The sequence below is a fragment of the Nocardioides sp. NPDC023903 genome (assembly GCF_040639295.1).
GTDB lineage: Bacteria > Actinomycetota > Actinomycetes > Propionibacteriales > Nocardioidaceae > Nocardioides.
Window position 1 is genome coordinate 1 of sequence record NZ_JBEZZS010000006.1, and the last position, 19,851, is coordinate 19,851.

At 69.3% G+C, this 19,851-nt stretch carries 24 protein-coding genes and 1 pseudogene; 8 read left to right on the top strand and 17 right to left on the bottom strand.

Translation table 11 applies throughout. The features are described 5' to 3' along the window. The 3 genes and pseudogenes from AB0F44_RS08855 to AB0F44_RS08865 all read left to right on the top strand — a co-directional run. Positions 1-240, top strand: a pseudogene (locus tag AB0F44_RS08855) (carbon monoxide dehydrogenase); the annotation flags it as partial. A gap of 107 nt (positions 241-347) precedes the next feature. Continuing rightward, the gene (locus AB0F44_RS08860) at positions 348-1,829 is read left to right on the top strand and encodes an NAD(P)/FAD-dependent oxidoreductase (protein WP_357354600.1); all 1,482 of its coding nucleotides are present in this window, start codon (positions 348-350) and stop codon (positions 1,827-1,829) included. Positions 1,830-1,991: 162 nt separating this feature from the next. Continuing rightward, positions 1,992-2,960: an AraC family transcriptional regulator gene (locus AB0F44_RS08865; protein ID WP_357354602.1), complete on the top strand. Its 969-nt coding sequence runs from the start codon at positions 1,992-1,994 to the stop codon at positions 2,958-2,960. Between the two features lie 6 nt (positions 2,961-2,966). On the opposite strand, the gene AB0F44_RS08870 is transcribed toward AB0F44_RS08865, so the two are convergent. Genes AB0F44_RS08870 through AB0F44_RS08895 form a run of 6 tightly spaced genes read right to left on the bottom strand, consistent with a single transcriptional unit; the run spans position 2,967 to position 8,080 of the window. Beyond that, entirely contained in the window at positions 2,967-3,698 is a 732-nt protein-coding gene (locus AB0F44_RS08870; protein WP_357354604.1) for a tetratricopeptide repeat protein, read from the bottom strand. Next, positions 3,695-4,597, bottom strand: a complete 903-nt coding sequence (locus tag AB0F44_RS08875) for a VWA domain-containing protein (protein WP_357354606.1) — start codon at positions 4,595-4,597, stop codon at positions 3,695-3,697. The genes AB0F44_RS08870 and AB0F44_RS08875 overlap by 4 nt, the downstream gene beginning before the upstream one ends. Further along, the gene (locus AB0F44_RS08880) at positions 4,594-5,673 is read right to left on the bottom strand and encodes a VWA domain-containing protein (RefSeq protein ID WP_357354608.1); all 1,080 of its coding nucleotides are present in this window, start codon (positions 5,671-5,673) and stop codon (positions 4,594-4,596) included. Before AB0F44_RS08880 ends, AB0F44_RS08875 begins: the two co-directional genes overlap by 4 nt. Further along, entirely contained in the window at positions 5,664-6,167 is a 504-nt protein-coding gene (locus AB0F44_RS08885) for a hypothetical protein (protein WP_357354610.1), read from the bottom strand. Before AB0F44_RS08885 ends, AB0F44_RS08880 begins: the two co-directional genes overlap by 10 nt. Next, the gene (locus AB0F44_RS08890) at positions 6,154-7,041 is read right to left on the bottom strand and encodes a DUF58 domain-containing protein (RefSeq protein WP_357354612.1); all 888 of its coding nucleotides are present in this window, start codon (positions 7,039-7,041) and stop codon (positions 6,154-6,156) included. Before AB0F44_RS08890 ends, AB0F44_RS08885 begins: the two co-directional genes overlap by 14 nt. Before the next feature lie 25 nt (positions 7,042-7,066). After that, positions 7,067-8,080, bottom strand: a complete 1,014-nt coding sequence (locus AB0F44_RS08895) for a MoxR family ATPase (protein WP_357354614.1) — start codon at positions 8,078-8,080, stop codon at positions 7,067-7,069. A 187-nt stretch (positions 8,081-8,267) separates the two neighbouring features. Here AB0F44_RS08895 and AB0F44_RS08900 point away from each other — a divergent pair, with 187 nt between their 5' ends. Further along, positions 8,268-8,705, top strand: coding sequence for a hypothetical protein (locus AB0F44_RS08900; protein WP_357354616.1), 438 nt, complete (start codon positions 8,268-8,270; stop codon positions 8,703-8,705). 9 nt (positions 8,706-8,714) lie between these two features. On the opposite strand, the gene AB0F44_RS08905 is transcribed toward AB0F44_RS08900, so the two are convergent. Then, positions 8,715-9,326 (bottom strand): alpha-ketoglutarate-dependent dioxygenase AlkB, encoded by a 612-nt coding sequence (locus AB0F44_RS08905; protein WP_357354618.1) that lies wholly within the window; start codon positions 9,324-9,326, stop codon positions 8,715-8,717. Between the two features lie 89 nt (positions 9,327-9,415). Between AB0F44_RS08905 and AB0F44_RS08910 the strand changes: the two genes are divergently transcribed. After that, positions 9,416-10,186, top strand: coding sequence for a GntR family transcriptional regulator (locus AB0F44_RS08910; RefSeq protein ID WP_357354620.1), 771 nt, complete (start codon positions 9,416-9,418; stop codon positions 10,184-10,186). A gap of 13 nt (positions 10,187-10,199) precedes the next feature. On the opposite strand, the gene AB0F44_RS08915 is transcribed toward AB0F44_RS08910, so the two are convergent. Continuing rightward, on the bottom strand, positions 10,200-10,550 hold the full coding sequence (locus AB0F44_RS08915; protein ID WP_357354622.1) for a hypothetical protein: 351 nt from the start codon (positions 10,548-10,550) through the stop codon (positions 10,200-10,202). 77 nt (positions 10,551-10,627) lie between these two features. On the opposite strand from AB0F44_RS08915, the gene AB0F44_RS08920 reads away from it, so the two are divergent. Then, on the top strand, positions 10,628-10,885 hold the full coding sequence (locus tag AB0F44_RS08920; protein WP_357354624.1) for a DUF4031 domain-containing protein: 258 nt from the start codon (positions 10,628-10,630) through the stop codon (positions 10,883-10,885). 62 nt (positions 10,886-10,947) lie between these two features. On the opposite strand, the gene AB0F44_RS08925 is transcribed toward AB0F44_RS08920, so the two are convergent. From AB0F44_RS08925 to AB0F44_RS08960, 8 genes are all read right to left on the bottom strand, one after another. Further along, a complete protein-coding gene (locus AB0F44_RS08925) occupies positions 10,948-12,195 on the bottom strand; it encodes an MFS transporter (protein WP_357354626.1) in 1,248 nt (415 codons plus the stop codon). A gap of 40 nt (positions 12,196-12,235) precedes the next feature. Continuing rightward, a complete protein-coding gene (locus AB0F44_RS08930) occupies positions 12,236-12,853 on the bottom strand; it encodes a hypothetical protein (protein ID WP_357354628.1) in 618 nt (205 codons plus the stop codon). Between the two features lie 17 nt (positions 12,854-12,870). After that, positions 12,871-14,067, bottom strand: a complete 1,197-nt coding sequence (serA, locus tag AB0F44_RS08935; protein WP_357354630.1) for a phosphoglycerate dehydrogenase — start codon at positions 14,065-14,067, stop codon at positions 12,871-12,873. 74 nt (positions 14,068-14,141) lie between these two features. Further along, a complete protein-coding gene (locus AB0F44_RS08940; protein ID WP_357354632.1) occupies positions 14,142-15,005 on the bottom strand; it encodes a L,D-transpeptidase family protein in 864 nt (287 codons plus the stop codon). Between the two features lie 132 nt (positions 15,006-15,137). Further along, positions 15,138-15,794: an exonuclease domain-containing protein gene (locus AB0F44_RS08945; RefSeq protein WP_357354634.1), complete on the bottom strand. Its 657-nt coding sequence runs from the start codon at positions 15,792-15,794 to the stop codon at positions 15,138-15,140. A 48-nt stretch (positions 15,795-15,842) separates the two neighbouring features. Next, positions 15,843-16,253, bottom strand: coding sequence for a hypothetical protein (locus AB0F44_RS08950; RefSeq protein WP_357354636.1), 411 nt, complete (start codon positions 16,251-16,253; stop codon positions 15,843-15,845). Between the two features lie 38 nt (positions 16,254-16,291). After that, positions 16,292-16,588, bottom strand: a complete 297-nt coding sequence (locus AB0F44_RS08955; protein ID WP_357354638.1) for a DUF2087 domain-containing protein — start codon at positions 16,586-16,588, stop codon at positions 16,292-16,294. Continuing rightward, complete coding sequence (locus AB0F44_RS08960; RefSeq protein WP_357354640.1) at positions 16,585-17,592, bottom strand: TIGR01777 family oxidoreductase; 1,008 nt, start codon at positions 17,590-17,592, stop codon at positions 16,585-16,587. The genes AB0F44_RS08955 and AB0F44_RS08960 overlap by 4 nt, the downstream gene beginning before the upstream one ends. Positions 17,593-17,683: 91 nt before the next feature. Here AB0F44_RS08960 and AB0F44_RS08965 point away from each other — a divergent pair, with 91 nt between their 5' ends. Together AB0F44_RS08965 and AB0F44_RS08970 are read left to right on the top strand one after the other, a co-directional pair. Further along, positions 17,684-18,298, top strand: a complete 615-nt coding sequence (locus AB0F44_RS08965) for a hypothetical protein (protein ID WP_357354642.1) — start codon at positions 17,684-17,686, stop codon at positions 18,296-18,298. Beyond that, positions 18,295-18,918, top strand: coding sequence for a TetR/AcrR family transcriptional regulator (locus tag AB0F44_RS08970; protein ID WP_357354644.1), 624 nt, complete (start codon positions 18,295-18,297; stop codon positions 18,916-18,918). Before AB0F44_RS08965 ends, AB0F44_RS08970 begins: the two co-directional genes overlap by 4 nt. Before the next feature lie 13 nt (positions 18,919-18,931). On the opposite strand, the gene AB0F44_RS08975 is transcribed toward AB0F44_RS08970, so the two are convergent. Beyond that, entirely contained in the window at positions 18,932-19,834 is a 903-nt protein-coding gene (locus AB0F44_RS08975; RefSeq protein WP_357354646.1) for an aminoglycoside phosphotransferase family protein, read from the bottom strand. Positions 19,835-19,851 lie beyond the last annotated feature (17 nt).

Sequence of the window (19,851 nt, forward strand, 5' to 3'; positions counted from 1 at the left end):
GTCGAGACCAACACGGCCCCATCGAGCGTCGGAGGCGACCGTGTTGGTCTCGACACGCCTCCGCCTAGCGGCTCCGGCGGCTCGACCAGCGCGGGCCCGAAGCACGCGCAGCAGCCCGAGGCGCTCGACCTCGGCGCCACGGTCGTACCCGTGCTGATCAAGAACTACGGGAAGAAGATCGCCGTCGGGGTAGCCGTGATCGCGGCGGTGGTGATCGTCTACAGGCTCCTGCGAGGTTGAACCCGTCGCGCAAACCGGATACCACCCGCGCAACGTGGATAGCGAGGGCCGTTCGACCTCTCTAGCGTTTCCATGACGCAGATCCCGCTGCGAGAGGAAACAGAAAAGTGAAGATCGCGGTCATCGGTGCCGGGTTCGCAGGCGTTGCCTCGGCCAAGGTGCTCAGCGAGCTCGGTCATGACGTCACCGTCTACGAGAAGGCCCCGGATGTCGGCGGCGTCTGGAGCCGGACCCGTCGTTACCCGGGCCTGACGACGCAGAACAACAAGGACTCCTACACGCTCTCGGACCTGAGGATGCCCAAGGTGTTCCCCGAGTGGCTCAGCGGCGAGCAGGTGCAGAGCTATCTCGAGATGTACGTCGAGAAGTTCGAGCTCGCCCCGATGATCAAGCTCTCCACCGAGGTGCGGAGTGCCCAGCCGGCTGGAGGGGGCGGCTGGGACATCGCTGTGGCAGGTGAGGACGGCGAGACGACCGAGCACCACGACCACTTGATCGTGGCCAGCGGCGTCTTCTCGGAGCCGTTCGCCCCTGCGTACGACGGGGTCGACGAGCTCGAGGCCGCCGGCGGCCGGATCCTCGCGGCGAGCGAGCTGCACGACCTCGAGACCGTCAAGGGCAAGGACGTCGTGGTCGTCGGCTACGGGAAGTCGGCCTGCGACGTGGCCGTCGAGATCGCCAAGGAGGCCGCCTCGACCACCGTGGTCGCGCGGCAGCTGCTGTGGAAGATGCCGCGCAAGATCAAGGGCGTCCTCAACTACAAGATGCTGCTGCTCACGCGCCTGGGGGAGGGGCTGTTCCCCTACCAGAGCATCCGCGGCGCCGAGAAGGCCCTGCACGCGGGCGGCTCGAAGGTGGCCGGGTCGATGGTCGGCAGCGTCGAGTCGGTCACCAGCAGTCAGCTCAAGCTGAAGAAGCTCGGGCTGCTACCCAAGGGCCAGTTCACCGACATCGCCCGCTCGACGGTCTCGCTGGCCACCGAGGGCTTCTTCGAGGGCGTCGAGGCCGGGGACATCGCCGTCGAGCGCGACACCGAGATCGCCGCCTTCGTGAAGAAGGAGGGCAAGCCGTACGCCGAGCTCGCCAACGGCCGGGCCGTGCCCGCCGACGTCGTGGTCACCGCGACCGGCTTCAAGCAGGAGCTCCCGTTCTTCTCCGAGGAGATCCAGGACCAGCTCACCGACGACAACGGCGACTACCAGCTCTACCGCCAGATCCTCCCGCTGAGCGTGAAGGACCTGACCTTCGCCGGCTACAACTCCTCGTTCTTCTCGCCGCTCTCGGCCGAGATGAGCGCCGTCTGGATCGGCTCCCACCTCGGTGGCGGCCACGAGGTCCCGCCGGCGGAGGAGATGGAGGCCCACGTCACCGCGCGGCTGGCCTGGATGCGGGAGCGCACCGACGGCCACCACGCTCGCGGCACCAACATCATCCCGTTCTCGATGCACAACGTCGACGAGGTTCTCGGAGACGTCGGCATCGACGTCAGCAAGCGGGTCAAAGCAGTGCAGTGGCTGCTGCCGATCGACCCGAAGGCGTACGCCTCCATCACTCCCAGACTCGTGGAGAAGCTGGCAGCGAGGAGCTAGTACGGCGAGATGCCGGTACTCCTGGGTGGGACCGGCATCTCGTTCGGGCCGGGTCAGGACCTGGGCTGGGACCTTAGACAGTGATTGCGCCGTGTTCGCGTTGACACGGCGCGGGCTCCGCTACGCTCTTCGGTCAATCGAGCCACGCGCCAGGAGCCTCCATTGCCCCGTCCCCTGCTGGGTCGCCACACCGTTGTCGCCACCACTGACGTGGACCAGGCCAGAGAAGCCGTAGCCGAACGATTCTGTGCCCATTACCTGGCGCTGACCAAGGCAGGTTCCCACCTCGACATGGTGCACAACGCCGCGCCGCTGGGCGAGGACGTGATGCTCAACTACATGCGCTACGGCGACGAGGTGCGGATCACTCCCGGCACCTTCGACGACTTCTACCTGATCCAGCTCCCGCTGGCCGGCACCGCCAAGGTCAAGGTGGGGGAGCACGTCGTGCTCGCCGACCGTACCCGCGCCTCGATCGGCTCGCCGACCGAGCCGGTCGACATGCTCTGGTCCGACGGCTGCGAGAAGCTGCAGGTCTACATCCGGCGCAGCGCCGTCGAGGAGGCGGCCGCGGGCATCGGCGGCTCCGGACCGGTGGTCTTCGACCCCACGCTCGACCTCGGCCGGCCTGAGGTGCGCGACTGGCTGAAGATGGTCCGGCTGGCCTACGACAACGTCGAGGCCGGTGGCTCGCTGATGAGCTCACCGCTGGTGGCCGCGCCCTACGAGCAGGCGCTCATCGGGGGACTGCTGACGATCCAGGCCAACACGTCCCTCGAGATCGTCTCCGAGACCGGATCCCCCACCATCTCCCGGGCCGTACGCATGGCCGTGGACCTCCTCGAGGCCCACCCCGAGCGCCCCTGGAAGGTCGCCGAGCTGGCCCAGAGGGTCGGCGTCTCCACCCGCACGCTGCAGGAGGCGTTCCAGCGCGACCTCGACACCACCCCGTTGGAGTACTGGCGCCGCACACGGCTCGACCGTGCCCACTCCGACCTGCTCGCCGCCGACGCGACCGCCACCTCGGTCACCGAGATCGCCGCCCACTGGGGCTTCTTCCACCTCGGACGGTTCTCCCAGGCGTACCGGGCACAGTTCCAGGAGCTCCCGTCTCAGACGCTCATGCGCTGAGGCTGTTCACCACTGGGGTTCGTCGCTGAACCCGCCGTAGTCGTCCAGGTCGGCGTCGTCGCGGCGGTAGGACTCGCCGTCGCCGTTGCGCCGGTCGAGCTTGTCCTCCTTCTCGTCCTGGTTCTGCGGCTCCTCGGGCGGGTCTTCCTGCTCGTTGGGCTTGATCCGCACCTTCGGGGTCAGCTTCTCCTTCAGGCGCTCCTCGACGGACTCACCCTGCTGGGACTGCTCGGGGCCCTGGCCGGAGTCGGTGGGGCAGTCGCCCTCCTTCAGCGTGGCCAGCGCCTCCTCGTACGCCGCCTTCGCCCCGGCCTGGTTGCCGGCGTCCCGGGCGCGGTCGCCGATCGCCTCCTGGGTCAGCGACATGTTGATGCGTACGGTGCACTCGTGGTCCTCGGGCACGCGCTCCAGCGCCTCGCCGAAGTAGGCGACCGCGCGGGCGTTCTCGCCGAGCAGGAAGGCGGCGTTGCCGGCGTCGAAGTGGGCGATCCACGGCTGCAGGAAGTTGAGGTCGCGGTTGGCGGAGTAGTGCTCCATCGCGGTCGCGGCGTCGCGTACGTCCCAGGCGTCCCGGCCGCTGCGGTCGTGGTGGCCCATCAGGATCACCTTCCCCAGGAACGCGAGCCCGATCACCACCGGCACGATCCCGGCGAGCAGCAGCGCGCGCCGCACCTGCTCGCGAGAGGTGCGTAGCGGTTGCGGCTCGGTCGAGTCGACAGGCGTCTCGGTGAGCGTCACGACAGCACCTCCTCGGCCTCGTGTCCACGGCGACGATGGCCCCACAGCTCCCACAGCAAGAGTGCCAGGAGCGGGAAGCCGAAGATCCAGGCTCGGGACACCTCGCCGCCGGCCGAGGTCTCCTCGGTGAGCATCTCGGAGTCCCAGGTCGAGGCCTCCGTGGTGATCTCCTTGGTCTCCTTCGTCGTGCGGTGAAGCGTCTGAAGACCCATTTGACCTGCGATCTCGCGCAGGTTGGCCAGGTCGATCCGGGAGCGGGCGTCCTGGCCGTCGCCGTCCTTGAGGTAGCCGTCCTGGGGGCGTTCGTCGTCCCAGGGCATCCGGCCGCCCTCCTCGGTGCCGTAGCCGAGCACCACGCCGCCGGCCGAGAGATCGTCGACCTCGCTGAACGACTGCTGGTCGACGCCCTCGCGGGTGTTCTCGCCGTCGGAGGCGAACACCACGATCCGGCGCCGCTCGGGGTAGCGCTCCTGGTCACGCTCCAAGGCCTCGATCATCTCGTCGCGCGGAGCATCGACCATCGAACCGGACCCATCGAAGGCCCGCTCGGCGTAGAGGCCGTCGACCCAGGCGTTGAAGGCGGTGGTGTCGTAGGTGAACGGCATCTCGGTGCGGACGACCTCGCCACCGAAGGTGATCGCGCCGAACCGTACCGAGGGCAGTGCCGCCGAGAGCGCCTTGAGGTCCTTCTTGAGCTGCCTCATCCGCGCCTCGCCGCCGGGTGCGTCCTCGGCGACCATCGACCGCGTCCGGTCGACCACGACGAGGACATCGAGATCAGCCGTACGCATCTCCGCCGGGGCCGCGCCCCAGCTCGGTCGCACCAGGACGACGACGGTGAGCAGGACGATCAGCGCGCGGCGTACGAGCGTGAGGATCTGCCATCCCGCCGCGCTCATCGGGCCACCTCGCTCGGTGGCCGGGTCTGTGGAGGCAACGAGCCTCCCGGCTGCGCCGGCCGGGACGACGGGCCCGGGGACAGCATTCCGGAGCGGACCAGGGCATAGATCCACCCGGCGATCAGCATGAGGACCCCGACGACGATCGTCGCGATCGGCCAGCCGGGGGCGTCGCGGATCTGGTACTTCGGCGGCTCGACGACCTCGTCGGCCGAGAGCCGGTCGATGCCGGCCAGGATCGACTCGATCGAGCCGTCGTCGCCGAGCAGCGAGAAGGTGCCGCCGGTGTCGGTCACCGCCTTGTCGAAGGTGGCGCGCTTGTCCTCCTGGAAGCTGAGGTCGGCGGAGCCGATGCCGTAGAGCTGGACGTCGCGCTCCTTGGCGAACTCGGTGGCCTCGGGCAGGGTGTAGACCGGCGGGCCGCCCTGCGGGTCGTTGTCGGAGGCGACGATGACCGCGCGGCCGCGCTCGGAGTTGGACAGGTCGAAGCGCTTGACGCAGGAGACGATCCCGTCGCTGATCAGGCTCGCTCGCTCCTTGCCGAGATAGGTGCCGGCGACGTACTCCTGGTCGCCGAGGGCGAAGGCCCGGCCGGCCCGCGCCAGCTCGTCCTGCACCCAGCCGTAGTCGTCGGTGAGCGGGAAGACGGTGACCGCGGCGTCGCTCCACAGGACCAGGCTGACCCGCTCGCCGTTGAGGCCGGCGACGAGCTGGGAGTAGGCCTGGGTGACCTGGGTGTCCTCGTCGAACATCGAGGTCGAGGCGTCCAGGCAGAGCACGATGTCGCGCGTGGAGTAGCGGTTCTGGGTGATGTCGGTGGTCTGCGGCCGGGCGATCAGCCAGATGCAACCGATCACCGCGAGCGCGATCCCCGCGGTCTGCCACCAGGACAGCCACCGCTGCTGGGCCGCGAGCTCACGGAACCGGGGGAGCCGCTTGAGCCGCTCGGTGTGGGCGACGAGCACCGCGTCGGTCGGCCGGCGATGCACCCGGGCGGCGAGGACGACGATCGCCGCGATCGCGACGACGGTGACGACCAGCACGATCGCTGCGAGAACGGGCCATCTCAGGTCCATGTCGTCACCACCTGACGCGCCCGGCTCAGCGCCTCAGGGAAGCGCTCGGCAGCCTTGCCCTCCTCCTCGGAGGCGAAGGCGGGCGGGTACATCACCTCGACGGCCATCGCCAGGGGGCGCGTGCGGGGGTCGCTGCGTACGGTCGCCTTCAGGTCGGCGAGGACCATCTTGTCGGCCGGGATCTGGCTGACCTCGGCGACGTAGTCGCGCACGGTGCGGCTCAGGTGCTGGTGGCCGACCCGCGCCGGTACGTCGCCGCGGTGCACCGCCCGCTCGATCCGGTCGATCTCGGCCAGGTGCTCGGCGCGCAGGTCACGAGGCTCGGGCACCCAGGGCGTCTCGACCTCGACGACCGGCCTGCGCTTGCGGGTCAGCAGGATGACCGCGAGGAAGTAGAGCGCCACCGCGGCGAGCAGCGCGAGCGCGAGCACCAGCCACCAGCCCGAGTGGGCGAGTGGCTGCTGGAACTCCTCGGGGACGCTACCGGCGCGCATGGCGGTGCCTCTGCAGGAGATGGAAGACCGCGCCGATGGCGGTGGCGTCGTCCTGGACCCGCTGGTAGGCGATGCCCAGGCGGTCCAGGGTGCCGCGTAGCCCGTGCTCCTCGGCGGCGGCCAGCTCGGCGTACTGGGCCTGGAGGACCGCGTCGCCGGTGAGCCATCCCGGCAGGGCGGAGACGGTGTCGATGTCGACGGTTGGTGCACCGCCGCGCACGGCGGTGGTGGGGTCGAGGTCGTCGATGCCGGCGACCAGGACCTCGTGCTGGACGGTGAGGCGGCGCAGGACCGCGGCCATCTCGTCGCTGACCGAGTGCTCGTCGGTGACCACGAGCAGGATCGCCCGGCGGCGTACGTTGGTGGCGATGTGGCGCAGGACCGCGACGATGTCGGCCTCGGCGGCATCGGGGGTGATCGCGTCGTGGGCCTGGCCCAGCGCCCGCTCGAGCGCGACCTCGGTATCGGCGGACTTGGTGAGCTTCTGGGCCTCCGAGTCGCCGTAGGCGACCGCGACCTTGTCGCCGTGGCGTACGCCCAGCCAGCCGACCAGGCCGGCGGTGAAGATCGCCAGCTCGCGCTTGGTCGTGGTGCCGGTCGCCTGGGCCGCCATGCTCCGGCCGGTGGAGATCGCCAGCAGCACCAGATGCTGGCGCTCGGCGGTGAACCGCTTGACCAGCAGGCTCCGGGACCGGGCCGTCGCCTTCCAGTCGATGTCCTTGACGTCGTCGCCCGGGACGTACTCCCTCAGGTCGTGGAAGTCCATGCTGCGCCCGGTCTGGACGCTGGCGTACTCCCCGTCGAGCAGGCCCAGGACCTTGCGGTGGGCATGGATCATCAACCGCGTGCGGATCCGGGGAAGGTACGTCGCCATTCTGTGCCTGATTTCCTGGCGCCACTCAGGGGCTCGGGACAGCGCGGACCAGCGCGTCGACCAGCATCTCGGGCTGGACCTTCTCGGCCAGCGCCTCGAAGCTGAGGTGGAGCCGGTGGCGCAGGATGCTGTGGCGCAGCTCGCGCACGTCCTCGGGGGTGACGTAGGAACGGCCCAGCAGCAGCGCCGCCGCGCGCGACGCCTGCAGGAACGCGATCGAGGCACGCGGGGACGCGCCGATCTCGACGTAGGAACCCGTCTCCGGCCCGAGAAGCTGGCGGGCGTTGCGGGTGGCCTGGACGAGGGCGACGATGTAGCGCTTGATCGCCGGGTCGACGTAGACGCGCTTGGCCAGCTCCTGGAGCCAGATCACGTCGTCTGGGTCGGCGACCGGACGGGTCACCTCGTGGTCGGGTCCGAGCGTGCCGGCCTCGATCCGCTCCAGGACGACGAGCTCCTCGGCGTCGCTGGGGTAGTTGACGATCTCCTTGAGCAGGAACCGGTCCATCTGCGCGTGAGGGAGGACGTACGTCCCCTCCTCCTCGATCGGGTTCTGCGTGGCGAGCACCATGAACGGGCGCGGCAGCGGATGGATGTGGCCCGCGATCGACGTCTGGCGCTCCTGCATCGCCTCGAGCATGGCGCTCTGCGTCTTGGCGGAGCTTCTGTTGATCTCGTCCAGCAGCACGAAGTTGGCGTGCACCGGGCCCAGCTGCGTCTCGAACTCGTGGTTGCGCTGGTCGTAGACCTGGGTGCCGATGATGTCGCTCGGCAGCAGGTCGGGGGTGCACTGGATCCGGGAGAACTGCGCCTTGACCGTCTGCGACAGCGTCGAGGCGGCCAGCGTCTTGGCCAGCCCGGGCACGCTCTCGAGCAGCACGTGACCCTCGGAGAGCAGCGCGATCAGCAGCGCTGTTCTGAGCCGCTCCTGGCCGACCACACGGCTGCTGAAGGCGGTGCTGACCCGCCCGACGATCTCCTTCGCCCTGGCGATCTCCTCAGCGGACGGCGGGGCGATGGGTGGTGCGGTGGTGGTCAAGGCGGCTCCAGAGGCGTCGGCTGTCAGTCCCATCCTTTCCTACCAGCGTACGGATCGCATCTGGGACCCACCTCAGGACGGTCGAGATCGGTGCTGGGCGGGCTTCGCGGTACGGGAGCGGTACGGGTTCGAGGCGAGCGCTGGACCGACCAGGATTGGCCGCAAGATTCCCTCAGGAAGGTTCACCGTGCCCCACTTCTCCACCCGGCTACGAGTCCTGCTCGTGGCCTTCGCGCTCCTTGCCGGCCTCGCGCCGATCGGCGTCGCCGTCGCGACGAAGCCGGTCCCCGCCGAAGCAGGCTCGATCCGGATCGACATCGCGGCGATCCAGTCGGCCACCGCCTCCTTGAGGAACCAGCGCAACTACCTCGCCGAACACCGCACCTGGAGGGCGTGGTCGCCGCGGCTCTCGAGCGTGAGCAGCCAGTTCGACTCGATCGAGGGCCAGCTGATGGGGCGGGCGAGGACCGCCGTCGCGACGTACGAGGCGGCCTTCCTGACCCGCGCGAGAAATCGCAGCTACGTCAGTGCGGTCAGGGTCCTCGACACGTTCATCAGCAGGATGAATGCCGCGATCGACAGCTACTACCGCGGCGAAGGGCTCAGCATGCGTCCCTTCGGCTGATCCCGAACCTCAGAAGACGTTGCGGGGGCGGAACTGGACCGAGATCCGGGGGCCGGCGGAGGCAACCTTGGGAATGGCGTGCTCCCAGGTGCGCTGGCAGGAGCCGCCCATGACGACGAGGTCGCCGTGGCCCATCTGGATGCTCATGCCCTTGCCGCCTCCGTGGTGGCGTAGCGCGAGGCGGCGGGGGTCGCCGACGGAGACGATCGCGACCATCGTGTCGTTGGTGCGGCCCCGGCCGATCTTGTCGCCGTGCCAGGCGACCGAGTCGTGGCCGTTGCGGTAGTAGCAGCAGCCCGCGGTCACGAACGGCTCGCCCAGCTCGGGCAGGTAGTGGGCGGTGAGGCGGCCGCGGGCCTCGGCGAGACGGGGGTGGGGGAGCGGGTCGCCCTGCATGTACGTGTGCAGGAGCCGGGGCACGTCGACGACGCGGTCGTACATCTGCCGGCGCTCCTCGTGCCACGGGACGTCGCTGACCAGCACCGCGAAGACGTCGTCGGGATCGGGCAGCCAGCCGCGGGCGATGTCCACCCACGCTCCGCGGTCCAGCTGGATCCGCTCGTAGGTCGTCTCGGTGGTCTCGTCGTCTGCGGGGGCGAAGAGTGTTCCCTGGAAGTCCACCCCTTCACCATACCTCGTGATCGAACACTTGTTCTACTGAAATCGGACGTTGTCGTTTCGTTGCAGCTGATCTGCCTCATCTCGTTGCAATGTCACAACTTGACCAAACTCGGGACGTACGCGAGGTGTACACCTACGCTCTGCTCATGGTCCGGTCGGTCGAGGGAGAGCGGTCGCTCAAGCACGTCCAGATCCGTGAGTACGTCAGGGAGCTGGTCATCGGCGAAAGCCCTGGTGCCTCCGCTCCCTCCGAGCGCGAGCTGGTCCAGAAGTTCAGCGTCGCCCGGGCCACCGTGCGGCAGGCGCTCGACGCGCTCGTCGCCGACGGTCTGCTCGTCCGGATCCCGGGCCGGGGCACCTTCGTGGCGCGCCCGCCGCGAGCCGCGAGTCCGGTGCTCGGGTTCAGCGAGGAGATGGCTCGCCGGGGGATGCAGGCATCCTCCGAGACGCTGCTGCTCGGCCGTGAGAAGGCCGGGCCCACCATCGCCCGGGCGCTGAGCATCAAGGAGGGTGCGGCCGTCATCCACTGGCGGCGCCTGCGCCGCGGCGACGGGGTGCCGATCTGCATCGAGGACGTCTACCTCGACGAGGCGATCGTGCCTGGGATGCTCGAGCGGACCGCGCCGACCAGCCTCTACGCAGAGCTCGCCAGTCGCCACATGCGGCCGTCGTGGGTCGACGACACGTTCCGTGCCGACGTGGCCAACATCGAGGAGGCCACCCTGCTTGGCCTCTCGGTCGGCGTCCCCGTGCTCCGCAGGCAGCGGAAGTCGGTCGCGGGGGACCGCTACGTCGAGGTGTGCCGCTCGGTCTACCGTGCCGACCGCTATGCGCTGCACCTGCAGCTCGGTCCGTCCTGACCTTCTGAGCTGATCAGAGGTCGCCGAGGGGCGCGACCACGTCTCCGCTCTCCTCGCAGACCCAGATCGGATCCGGACCTCCCAGGTCGGGGGTGATGTGGAGCGAGTGCACCGGCGACTCGGGCGGACAGTTGGTGCACACCGGCCAGCGCGCGGAGGCCTCGCCGTCGAAGAGCAGGTCCTGCACGTCCTGGGCGACCAGGCCGGCGACGTACGCCTTGCCCTCCGGCCACTGCTCCACCCACCAGCCGCGCTCGGTCATCGCGTCCTCGAGAGCCGAGACGGCTGCCGCACCGGCGAGTCCGCGGGCATCGAGGTCATGGAGCACCCTCGCCCGAGCCTCGAACAGCACTGTCGTGTTCATCACGGACCATTCTTGCCGACCGGTCAAGGCTGTGGGCGGAGCCTGTGGTCTCAGGGTGGACGCGGTAAGAATGGCCCGTGATCCTCATCGACCCGCCGAACGTACCCAGTCGCGGCCGGATGTGGTCCCACCTCGCCAGCGACACCTCCTACGAGGAGCTGCACGCCTTCGCGAGCCGGATGGGCATCCCGGCCCGAGGCTTCGACCGGGACCACTACGACGTACCTGCCGAGGCCTACGACGACCTCGTCGCCGCGGGCGCCGTCGAGGTCACCTCTCGCGTGCTGGTCTCCGCTCTCCTCGCCGCCGGACTGCGCCGCCGCAAACCCCGCTAGCCGAGGCGTCGCCCCGGTCGGCCGAAACGTCACGTACGTCGGCCGAGACGGCACCGCGGTGACTACTCGGCCGGCGCGGGTGACTTCTCGCCCGGCGGGAATGACGCCTCGGCGGGGGTGGACATCCGCCGGGTGGTGAGCCAGATGGCCGCGGCGATCAAGAGGCCGAGGCCGCCGCCGAGGACGAAGCCGCCCTGCCAGCCGATCAGGTCGATGGCGAACCCCGCGGTGGGGGCGCCGACGGCACTGCCGAGGGTGATGGCCGAGCCATGCCAGCCCATCACCTCGCCGCGTACGGACGAGGGGACGCTGCTGGTGATCGCCTCGAGAGCGGCGGTCAGGGTCGGGGCGCAGAAGAAGCCGCTGAGCAGGAGCAGGACGGCGAACGAGATCGGGTCCCAGGCGAACGCGGTCAGCACCGTCGTCGCACCCAGCAGGACGAGCATCACCGCGGTCGAGGGGTGGCTGTTGAGGGCGCCGTAGATGAGCGCGCCGAGCAGGGAGCCGAGCGCCCAGATCGCCATGACGAGCCCGAGCAGGGCGGTCCGGTCGAAGTCGCGCATCGCGGCCACGGTGCCGAGGTCCTCGGCGATGAGGATGAGCGAGGCGGTGAAGGTGCCGGCGAGCAGGAGCGTGACGCCCGGGTTCACCCATGACGGGAGCCCGAAGCGGCGGCGCGCCGGGGTGCCGGCGTCAGTGGGGACCGCGTCGCTCGGGACGGTCGGCTCGCCCTCGGTGATCATCGGGTTGAACAGCCACAGCACGACCGCCGCCACGATCCCGAGCCACTGGATCAGCAGCATCGCCCAGGAGGTGCCGAAGTAGCTGGCGCCGAGGACGCCGATGACCGGACCGACCATGAAGCCGAGCTCGGTCATGATCGCGTCGGCGCTCAGTGCCGCCGTACGCTGCCCGGGGCCGACCGAGCGGAGCATCACCTGGCGCACGATCGAGAAGGACGGGACGGTGAAGAGCCCCGCGACCGCGACCAGAGCGAGCAGCGGAAGATACCCGACCCAGGGAGCGATCGACCAGGCGATCGGGAGGACGGCCAGCGGCAGCAGGAGCGTACGCCGCAGGCCGAGCCGGTCGAGGAGCCGGCCGAGCCAGGGCGCGGAGATCGCCATCGCGATCGCGAGGACGGTCGAGACCAGCCCAGCCTCGGCGTAGGAGCGGTCCAGGGGGCCGACCACGTGAAGGGTCACGATGACAGCGGACGCCGGCATCGGAATTCGCAGGAACAGACCCAGCACGAGGATGCGGCGAACGTCGGGGATCCGCCACAAATCGGCGTACGTCTGGAAGCTCACCGACGAATTCTGTCACCGGTGAGCGGTTCTTTACGAATCGTTATCGGTCAGGTGACAGGTATGTGCTCAGGGTCTCCATCTCGGCCGAGATGTTGGCCCGCGCGGCGGCCTCCCAGCTGATCCTCGCGAAGGGTGTCGAGAAGAGCGATTCCTTCTCCAGCAGCCGCTCCAGGACCTGGGCGCGACCGACGCGGAACTCCTCGTCGGACAGGTGCTGGTACTCCTCGCGGACGGTCGCGGCGTACTCCGCATAGCGCTCCTCCGGAGCCGCCAGGATCGCCAGGTCGGCATCGGAGAGCACCCGGCCGCTGCGGTCGTCGGGGGCGGGGTCGTGGGTCTCTGTCAGCCGCACCAGCCGGGCGACCTCGGCCACCGCGTCATCATCCAGGTAGGCGCCCAGCGCGTCCTCGGCCCAGGTGGCCGAACGCTCCTCGGCGTCCCGCTCCCCGTCATAGACGGAGTCGTGGAAGAACGCCGCCAGGGTGACCGTCAGCGGATCGAAGCGCTCTCCCTCCGCCCGCAGCTCCTCGATCCGGTCCAGCACCTCGGTGAGGTGCCGGCGGTCGTGATAGCGGCGGGTCGGGTCGTCGTACGCTGCCAGGACGTCATCGAGAAGGTCGGTCGCCTCTGGCAGCGGCCAATGTTGCGGGAGCTCCATGAGCCAGAACGCTAGCGTCAGGCGTGGTAGGCGCGCACCCACCTGGTGTGCGGGTTGGCTGTGATCTTCTCCAGCGTCGTGGCAGGTACGTCGATCACGTCGGTGACCACGAAGCCGGTCTCACCTGCGGTGGCGAGGTACTGGCCGGTCACGTTGACACCCTCGGCGGCGAGCAGCGCGTTGAGCTCGGCGAGCACGCCCGGGACGCTGTCGTGCAGCAGCGCGAGGCGGGCACCCTCGGCCAGCGGCGGCGGCTGTACGGCCGGCAGGTTGACGCTCAGCGCGGTCGACCCGGAGCGGATGAAGTCGCGCAGCTTGCCGGAGACGAACCAGCCGATCTCCTCCTGGGCCTCCTGCGTCGAGCCGCCGACGTGCGGGGTCAGGATGACGTTGTCGAGACCCTGCAGCGGGCTCTCGAAGGCGTCACCCTGGGCCTTGGGTTCGATCGGGAAGACGTCGAGCGCGGCGCCGGCGATGTGGCCGGACTCGATGTGCTTGCGCAGCGCGTCGTTGTCGACGAGGAAGCCTCGCGCGGCGTTGATGAAGAGCGAGCGCGGCTTCATCTTCGCGAACTGCTCCTCGCCGAACATGCCCAGGTTGCCCGGGCGTCCGTCGATGTGGATGGAGACCACGTCGGCCTCCTCCAGGAGCGCGTCGAGGGACTTCATCCGGCGCGCGTTGCCGTGGGCCAGCCGGTCGGCGATGTCGTAGAAGATGACGTACATCCCCAGCGCCTCGGCGATGTTGGACAGCTGGGTGCCGATGTTGCCGTAGCCCACGATGCCCAAGGTGCGGCCGCGGATCTCGTGGGAGCCCTTCGCGGACTTGTCCCAGACGCCGGCGTGCATCTTCTCGGTCTTCTCCGGCAGCCGTCGCGCCAGGGAGATGATGTAGCCGATGACCAGCTCGACGACCGAGCGGGTGTTGGAGTAGGGGGCGTTGAAGACGGCCACTCCGCGCTCGGCAGCGCCGGCCAGGTCGACCTGGTTGGTGCCGATGCAGAAGCAGCCGATCGCCTTGAGGTCGGTGGCCGCGTCCAGCACCCGCGGGGTGATGTGCGTGTTCGACCGGATGCCGAGCAGCGTCACGCCCGGAAGGGCGGCCACCAGCTCGTCCTCGGAGAGAGACTTGCTGCGCAGCTCGACCTCGAAACCGGCCGTCTCGAGGTTCTCGACAGCGACGGGATGGATGTTCTCCAGGAGCAGCGCCTTCATGGCTCAAGCCTAAGACTCCGGACGTACGCCTCCTCAATCCTGCCCGAGGGCCGGACGTCAGCACACGGCGGTGGTCAGGACCAGTAGATGACGACCCCGTCGCCGATGTTGACCTGGTCGTAGAGGGAGGTGATGGCGCCGTAGTCGCGTACGTTCACGCAGCCGTGGGAGGCGCCGTTGTAGCCGTTGGCGGCGAAGTCGGGGGAGTAGTGGACCGCCTGGCCACCCGAGAAGAACATCGCGAACGGCATCGGGGTCTTGTAGATCGACGACACGTGGTCTCGGCTCTTGGCGAAGACCGAGAACTGGCCCTCGCGGGTGGGCAGCTCCTGCGAGCCGAACCGCACCTCGACGCTCATCTGCACGGTCCCGCCGACGACCCAGCGCAGCACGGAGGTGGACTTGTCGATGCACATCACCCGGCCGGTCAGGCAGCGCGGGTCGAGCTTGCCGCTCGGCACCGGCGGCGGCGCGTTGGTCAGCTCGGCCGCGGTCGGCTCGCGGGTCATCGCGCGGAGCCGGTCGAGCGTGGTCTGGTCCACGAAGCCGGTGACCGCGATGCCGCGCTTGGCCTGGAAACCGGAGACGGCCTCGGTGGTGACGTTGCCGTAGAACCCGGTCACGCCGGCGTTGAACCAGCCGATCTGCTTCAGGCGCGCCTGCAGGTCACGTACGTTGTCGCCGCTGTCGCCCTTGCCGAAGAGCCGCGGTCCCGAGGTCGGGGACGGCTTCGGCTCGGGCTTCGGCTTCGCGCTGGGCGACGGTGTCGGAGTGGCGCTGGGCGACGCCGACGGGCTGGCCGAGGGAGAGCCCGCGGCCGGAGAGGCCGTTGCCTCGGACCCCGGCGCGGCAGCAGGCTCCACGGCGCAGGCCGCGACCGTCGTTGCCAACAGGGCGGCGAGCGCCCCGGCGATCAATCCCCGGATGACCATCTTCATCGCCTCACTTCGGACCAGGGCCCTCAAGGTGCTCTTACTTCAAGTAACGCGGGGCCGACGACATAGTGATGTCCGAACCGGGTTCTCCGGTTGCATTTCTGCGGGAAATGTCCCGGATGTTGGGACGATCTCTCAGTGAAGCGGTCGCCGGACGCGGCTGAACCAGCGGCGTAAGGTCCGCTTCAGCCGGTCTCGCGAGGTGTTGCACTCCACCAGCGGCAGCATGAGACCGACCCGGTCGGCGTCGGCCAGCTCGCGCAGCAGGATCTCCGCGGCCACCCGGGTGTCATCACCGGCGTCGTGGGCCTTCAGCTGCTCGACCGCGTAGTAGGCCGCGATGGTGGCCAGCGACTTGTCCGGCACCTCCAGGGCGAGCGCCTTCGCGAACCGCATCGTGCACAGCCACTCCAGGACCTCGAGACGTACGCCGGCGCGGTCCGACTCCACGGCCACGAACGCCCAGTCGAACGGAGCGTTGTGGGCCACGAAGACCCGGCCGGCGAGACGCTGGGCGATGGCGGGGGCGACGTCCCGGAAGAGCGGCGCGCCCGCGAGGTCGGCGCTGGTCAGGCCGTGGACCTCGACCGGCCCCGGGTCGACGCCCGCGCCGGGATTGACCAGCGTCTCCCAGTCCGACTCGGCGGTGCCGTCGGCGGCGATCTGGCGGATCGCCACCTGGATCACGCGGTCGCGGTAGGGGTCGAGCCCGGTCGTCTCGACGTCGAGGACCGCGTAGCCCTGTCGGGTGCCCGGGGCTCGGCTTCGGCCGCGTGATTCGGTGGAGGTCACAGTGCTGACGCTATCGGTGACCACCGACATTCGAGCCTTGCCCGTGCGTCAGCTCACCGCGATCACGATGCCGACCACGATGAGCACCAGCACCGCCATCATCGCGAGGAAGCCGAGCAGACCCGGCTTGCTCTGCTTCTCGTGCCCGATCGCACCCTTGTTGAACGTGGTGAACGGGGCGGCGTAGAAGACGGGGACGGTCTGTCCCTCGGCGACGTCGAAGTTCATCGAGGCCCGGCCGAATTTCCAGGTCCACTGCGTGTACATGTCCACGGTCCAGTGGCCGGGCGGCACCGGGAAGACATTGCGGCCGTACTGCGTCGGCATCTGGTGGCCGTTGAGCAGCGCGGTCGGCGCGATCATGTTGGAGGTCATGTGGCTGCCCTGGATCGTCAGGTCGATCCACCCCACGGGCGGCTGTCCGGGCATTGGCTGGCCCGACTGGTCCGGCATCGTCATGGGCCGAATCATGCCCGATCGGGCGGCGCCGTCGCCGCTCAGATGTCGACACTCCCGCCGTCGCGCCAGTAGAAGCCGCCCTCGCGCATCATGAACCCCTCTTCGTGGAGATAGCGGCGCAGCGCGGCGACGTCGTCGTGGAACCGTCGCAGGATCTCGTTGACCTCCCGCTCGGGATAGACCTTCCCGGGCTCGAAGGCCTGCGCGAGCTGGTTGAGCACCACCAGCTTCTTGACGTGTTTCGACGGGATCGTCAGCAGCCGCCCGTCCTTGCCGAAGAACCGTCTCAGCGTCTCGGCGTTGTCGGGTCGGGGCTGCCAGGTCGCACGGGTCACCTTTTCATCGTGGCCGATCCGGCAGGGCGATGCGACTGGTTTGTCTGCCGCGTCCGGCGCCGTGCCTGGCCGACGAGGTCACGGGCGGCGGCCGCCCAGTCGGCGTACTCGAACTCGAAGCCTGCTTCTCGCAGCCTTGCCGGGACGACGCGACGGCTCTTGAGGAGCAGTTCGGTATCCGTACGCAGCGCCCAGGCCCCGATCTCCGCCATCCAGCGGGTGGCGGGCAGCCCGATCGGCATCCCGGCCTCCTTCCGCAGCGTGCGCATCAGGGCGCGCTGGGGCAGTGGTCCTGGTGCTGCCAGGTTCACCGGTCCGGCGATGTCGTCGCGCTCGATGAGCAGATCGCAGGCGCGTACGAAGTCGGTCTCGTGGATCCAGGAGACGAACTGCTCCCCGCCGGCGACCGGGCCGCCGAGGCCGAGGCGCGCCATGGTGAGGAGTACGTCGAGGACGCCGCCCTTGTCGGGGCTCATCACCATCGCCGAGCGGAGCGCCACCTTGCGGGTCCGCGGTGTCGCCGCCGCGGACTGCTCGGCCTCCCAGCTCTTGGCGATCCTCGTCGAGAACTCCCAGTAGGCCGGGACGTCAGGCTCGCTTCCGCCGATGATGCCGGTCGCCTCGTCGTTGGGAGCGTCGAAACGGTGAGCGTAGATCGTCGCGGTGCTCATCTGCAGCCAGGTGCGCGGGGGAGTCGATGCCTTGGCGATCGCCTCGCCGACGACCCTGGTCGACTCGACCCGCGAATCCATCATCTGCTTCAGGTTGGCCTCGGTGTAGCGGCAGCTGACCGTCCGGCCCGCGAGGTTCACCACCACGTCCGCGCCGTCGATCTCATCGGCCCACGGACCGATCGTCCGGCCGTCCCAGACCTGATGCCGTACGCCTTCCTCCAGCTGTTCGGGGTGGCGCGAGAGCACCACGACCTCATGTCCTCGCGTGCTCCAGGCACGCCGCAGGATGCCTCCGACCTGGCCGGTTCCACCGGGGATGACGATCTTCATGGTGCGACCATACGGTCTATTTGAGCGATCGCTCAAGAGATGCGCTACCTTGAATTTGAGCAATCGCTCAAATGGGCCGAAGGAGGCGTACATGGTGGTTCGAGTGCGGATCTGTTTCTGGGCGCTTCTCCGAGGATGGCTGTTCGGTGTGGTCCTCGGGTTGGTCGTGGGTGGTGGGTTCGGGACGCTTCTCGTGCCTGTCCTCGGGACGGTCCTCGGGGGAGCGACCGGAGCCGTCATGGGCGCGATCGTGGGTCTGCCGTTCGCGGTTCTGGTGGCGCCTGCGTCGCTGCTTCGGCGCTCCGTGGTCGTGGACCGCGCCTGGCCGGCGATCGTGGCCGCAGGACTCTCGTTTGTGCTGCTCAGCAAGGTCATGTTCTCGGGGGCGAGCCTGGATGTTTCGGAGGACCTCGCGATCTTCGTCGGCGTGAGTGCCGTTGCCGCTCTGATCACGGGGCTCTTCGGTCGTGCGATCACCCGCCGTGCGCGGATCCGGTTGCTGCGTACTCCTGAGACCTTCGTCTACTTCGCGTTGGCGGGAACGCTGGTATCGGCCGCGCGATTCGTGATGGCGGATGGATGGATCCATGCCGGGCCATGGATCGCCCTGCTCTGCGCGTTCGTAGGCTTCGTCGGAGGCGGCATACTCGGTCTCGTCCTGATCGGCTACAACCTGCTCGTCACCAAGGAGCCCGCCGCAGAATGAACCCCACCAAGGCCAAGCTGATGCTGGCGGTCACCGACCTGCTCAAGGAGGACGGGATCGCCGGACTCTCGGCGCGAGCGGTCGCCGACCGGGCGGGGGTCAACCAGGCGCTGGTCTTCTATCACTTCGGAACCGTCGTGGATCTCGTCGACCAGGCGTGCCGGGCGGTGTCGGACGAGGCGGCGGCGTCCTACCGGGATGAGTTCGGGCAGGTGAACTCGCTGGGCGAGCTGCTGGCGCTCGGGCGGGGGCTCCATGAGCGCGAGCGAGCCGCAGGCAACATCACGGTGATGGCTCAGCTCCTGGCCGGGGCGCAGCGGGACAAGACACTGGCCGAGACAGCGCGCTATGCGTTGGGCCGGTGGAACGAGGAGATCGAGGCCGCGGTCGCTCGTGCCCTGGAGGGGAGCCCTGTCGAGGGGGTGGTGGACGCGCCTGGGCTGTCGCGCGCGATCAGCTCGGCGTTCATCGGCCTGCTCATGTACGACGGCGTTGACCGCCCCGGCGCCGAGTCGGCCTTCGCCTCCCTCGAGCAGCTCGGCACGCTCGTCGAGGTCATCGAGGATCTCGGACCCGCGGCCCGGCTTGTCCTTCGCTCCCGGCTCAAAGGCCGCGGCTAGGCACAACCCGAGCTCAACCCGCCACCGCCGCGCGGGCCATGACGAGGCGGTCGGCGCAGCGTACGGGCATGGTCTGCCAGTAGTAGGGGAAGGTCATGACGGCGATGAAGAGGGCCCAGCCGCGGCTGCGGAGCCAGGTGGCGTCGTCGATGTCGAGGATGCTGCGGAACTCATCGCGGCCGGCGGCGTCGAGGAGCTCCCAGGCGCAGATCAGGTCGACGGTGGGGTCGCCGACGGAGAGGGCGCCGAAGTCGAGTACGGCGGTGAGGCGGCCGTCGCGGGCGAGGAGGTTCTCGGCGAGCAGGTCGCCGTGGAGCCAGTGCGGCTCGGTCGCCGCCGGGGGCAGCGTCATCACCTCGTCCCATGCTGCCTCGACCGCGTCCAGGTCCAGCTCGAGGTCGGCGAGCTCGCGGCACTCACGCAGACTCGACCGGACGTCGGCGTCGAAGTCGGCGATCGGCTCGCCGCGATACCAGCGCAGCTCGGGGTCGTCGAGCGCCTCCTGGGGCACCTCGGTCCGGCGGAGCCCGGTCACGACCGAGGCCAGGTCCGCGGCGGTGACGTCACCCGCGCCGGGGGCCGGCTTGTCGCCGTCGAGCCAGCGCACGACGCTCCAGCGCTCGGGGTATCCGAAACCCGGTTCGCCGACCGCCATCACCTCGGGCGTGGCCACCGCGAGGTTGGTCGCGAACGCGGGCAGCCAGCGCGCCTCCTGCGTGATCGTGGCTGATCCGCGGGGCTGGCGGGGGAGGCGTACGAGATGCTCCTCGCCCAGCCGGAAGAGCCTGTTGGTCGACCCGGTGGAGTCCAGCGGGCGGAGGGGAAGCTCTGCGTACGCGGCGAGGTCCCGCCTCAGCAGGGACCGCACCAGGTCCTCGTCGATCATCAGCTCGTCGTCGTGCATTCGGGTGCTCATCGTGGCCGAGCCAACCA

Excerpts from the sequence above, each read along its gene's own strand:
- AB0F44_RS08975 (WP_357354646.1), bottom strand. The coding sequence starts at position 19,834 with ATGAGCACCCGAATGCACGACGACGAGCTGATGATCGACGAGGACCTG.
- AB0F44_RS08940 (WP_357354632.1), bottom strand. The coding sequence starts at position 15,005 with ATGAAGATGGTCATCCGGGGATTGATCGCCGGGGCGCTCGCCGCCCTG.
- AB0F44_RS08915 (WP_357354622.1), bottom strand. The coding sequence starts at position 10,550 with ATGAACACGACAGTGCTGTTCGAGGCTCGGGCGAGGGTGCTCCATGAC.
- AB0F44_RS08970 (WP_357354644.1), top strand. The coding sequence starts at position 18,295 with ATGAACCCCACCAAGGCCAAGCTGATGCTGGCGGTCACCGACCTGCTC.
- serA (WP_357354630.1), bottom strand. The coding sequence starts at position 14,067 with ATGAAGGCGCTGCTCCTGGAGAACATCCATCCCGTCGCTGTCGAGAAC.
- AB0F44_RS08890 (WP_357354612.1), bottom strand. The coding sequence starts at position 7,041 with ATGGCGACGTACCTTCCCCGGATCCGCACGCGGTTGATGATCCATGCC.
- AB0F44_RS08880 (WP_357354608.1), bottom strand. The coding sequence starts at position 5,673 with ATGGACCTGAGATGGCCCGTTCTCGCAGCGATCGTGCTGGTCGTCACC.
- AB0F44_RS08960 (WP_357354640.1), bottom strand. The coding sequence starts at position 17,592 with ATGAAGATCGTCATCCCCGGTGGAACCGGCCAGGTCGGAGGCATCCTG.
- AB0F44_RS08910 (WP_357354620.1), top strand. The coding sequence starts at position 9,416 with ATGTCACAACTTGACCAAACTCGGGACGTACGCGAGGTGTACACCTAC.
- AB0F44_RS08885 (WP_357354610.1), bottom strand. The coding sequence starts at position 6,167 with ATGCGCGCCGGTAGCGTCCCCGAGGAGTTCCAGCAGCCACTCGCCCAC.
- AB0F44_RS08930 (WP_357354628.1), bottom strand. The coding sequence starts at position 12,853 with ATGGAGCTCCCGCAACATTGGCCGCTGCCAGAGGCGACCGACCTTCTC.
- AB0F44_RS08875 (WP_357354606.1), bottom strand. The coding sequence starts at position 4,597 with ATGAGCGCGGCGGGATGGCAGATCCTCACGCTCGTACGCCGCGCGCTG.
- AB0F44_RS08965 (WP_357354642.1), top strand. The coding sequence starts at position 17,684 with ATGGTGGTTCGAGTGCGGATCTGTTTCTGGGCGCTTCTCCGAGGATGG.
- AB0F44_RS08950 (WP_357354636.1), bottom strand. The coding sequence starts at position 16,253 with ATGACGATGCCGGACCAGTCGGGCCAGCCAATGCCCGGACAGCCGCCC.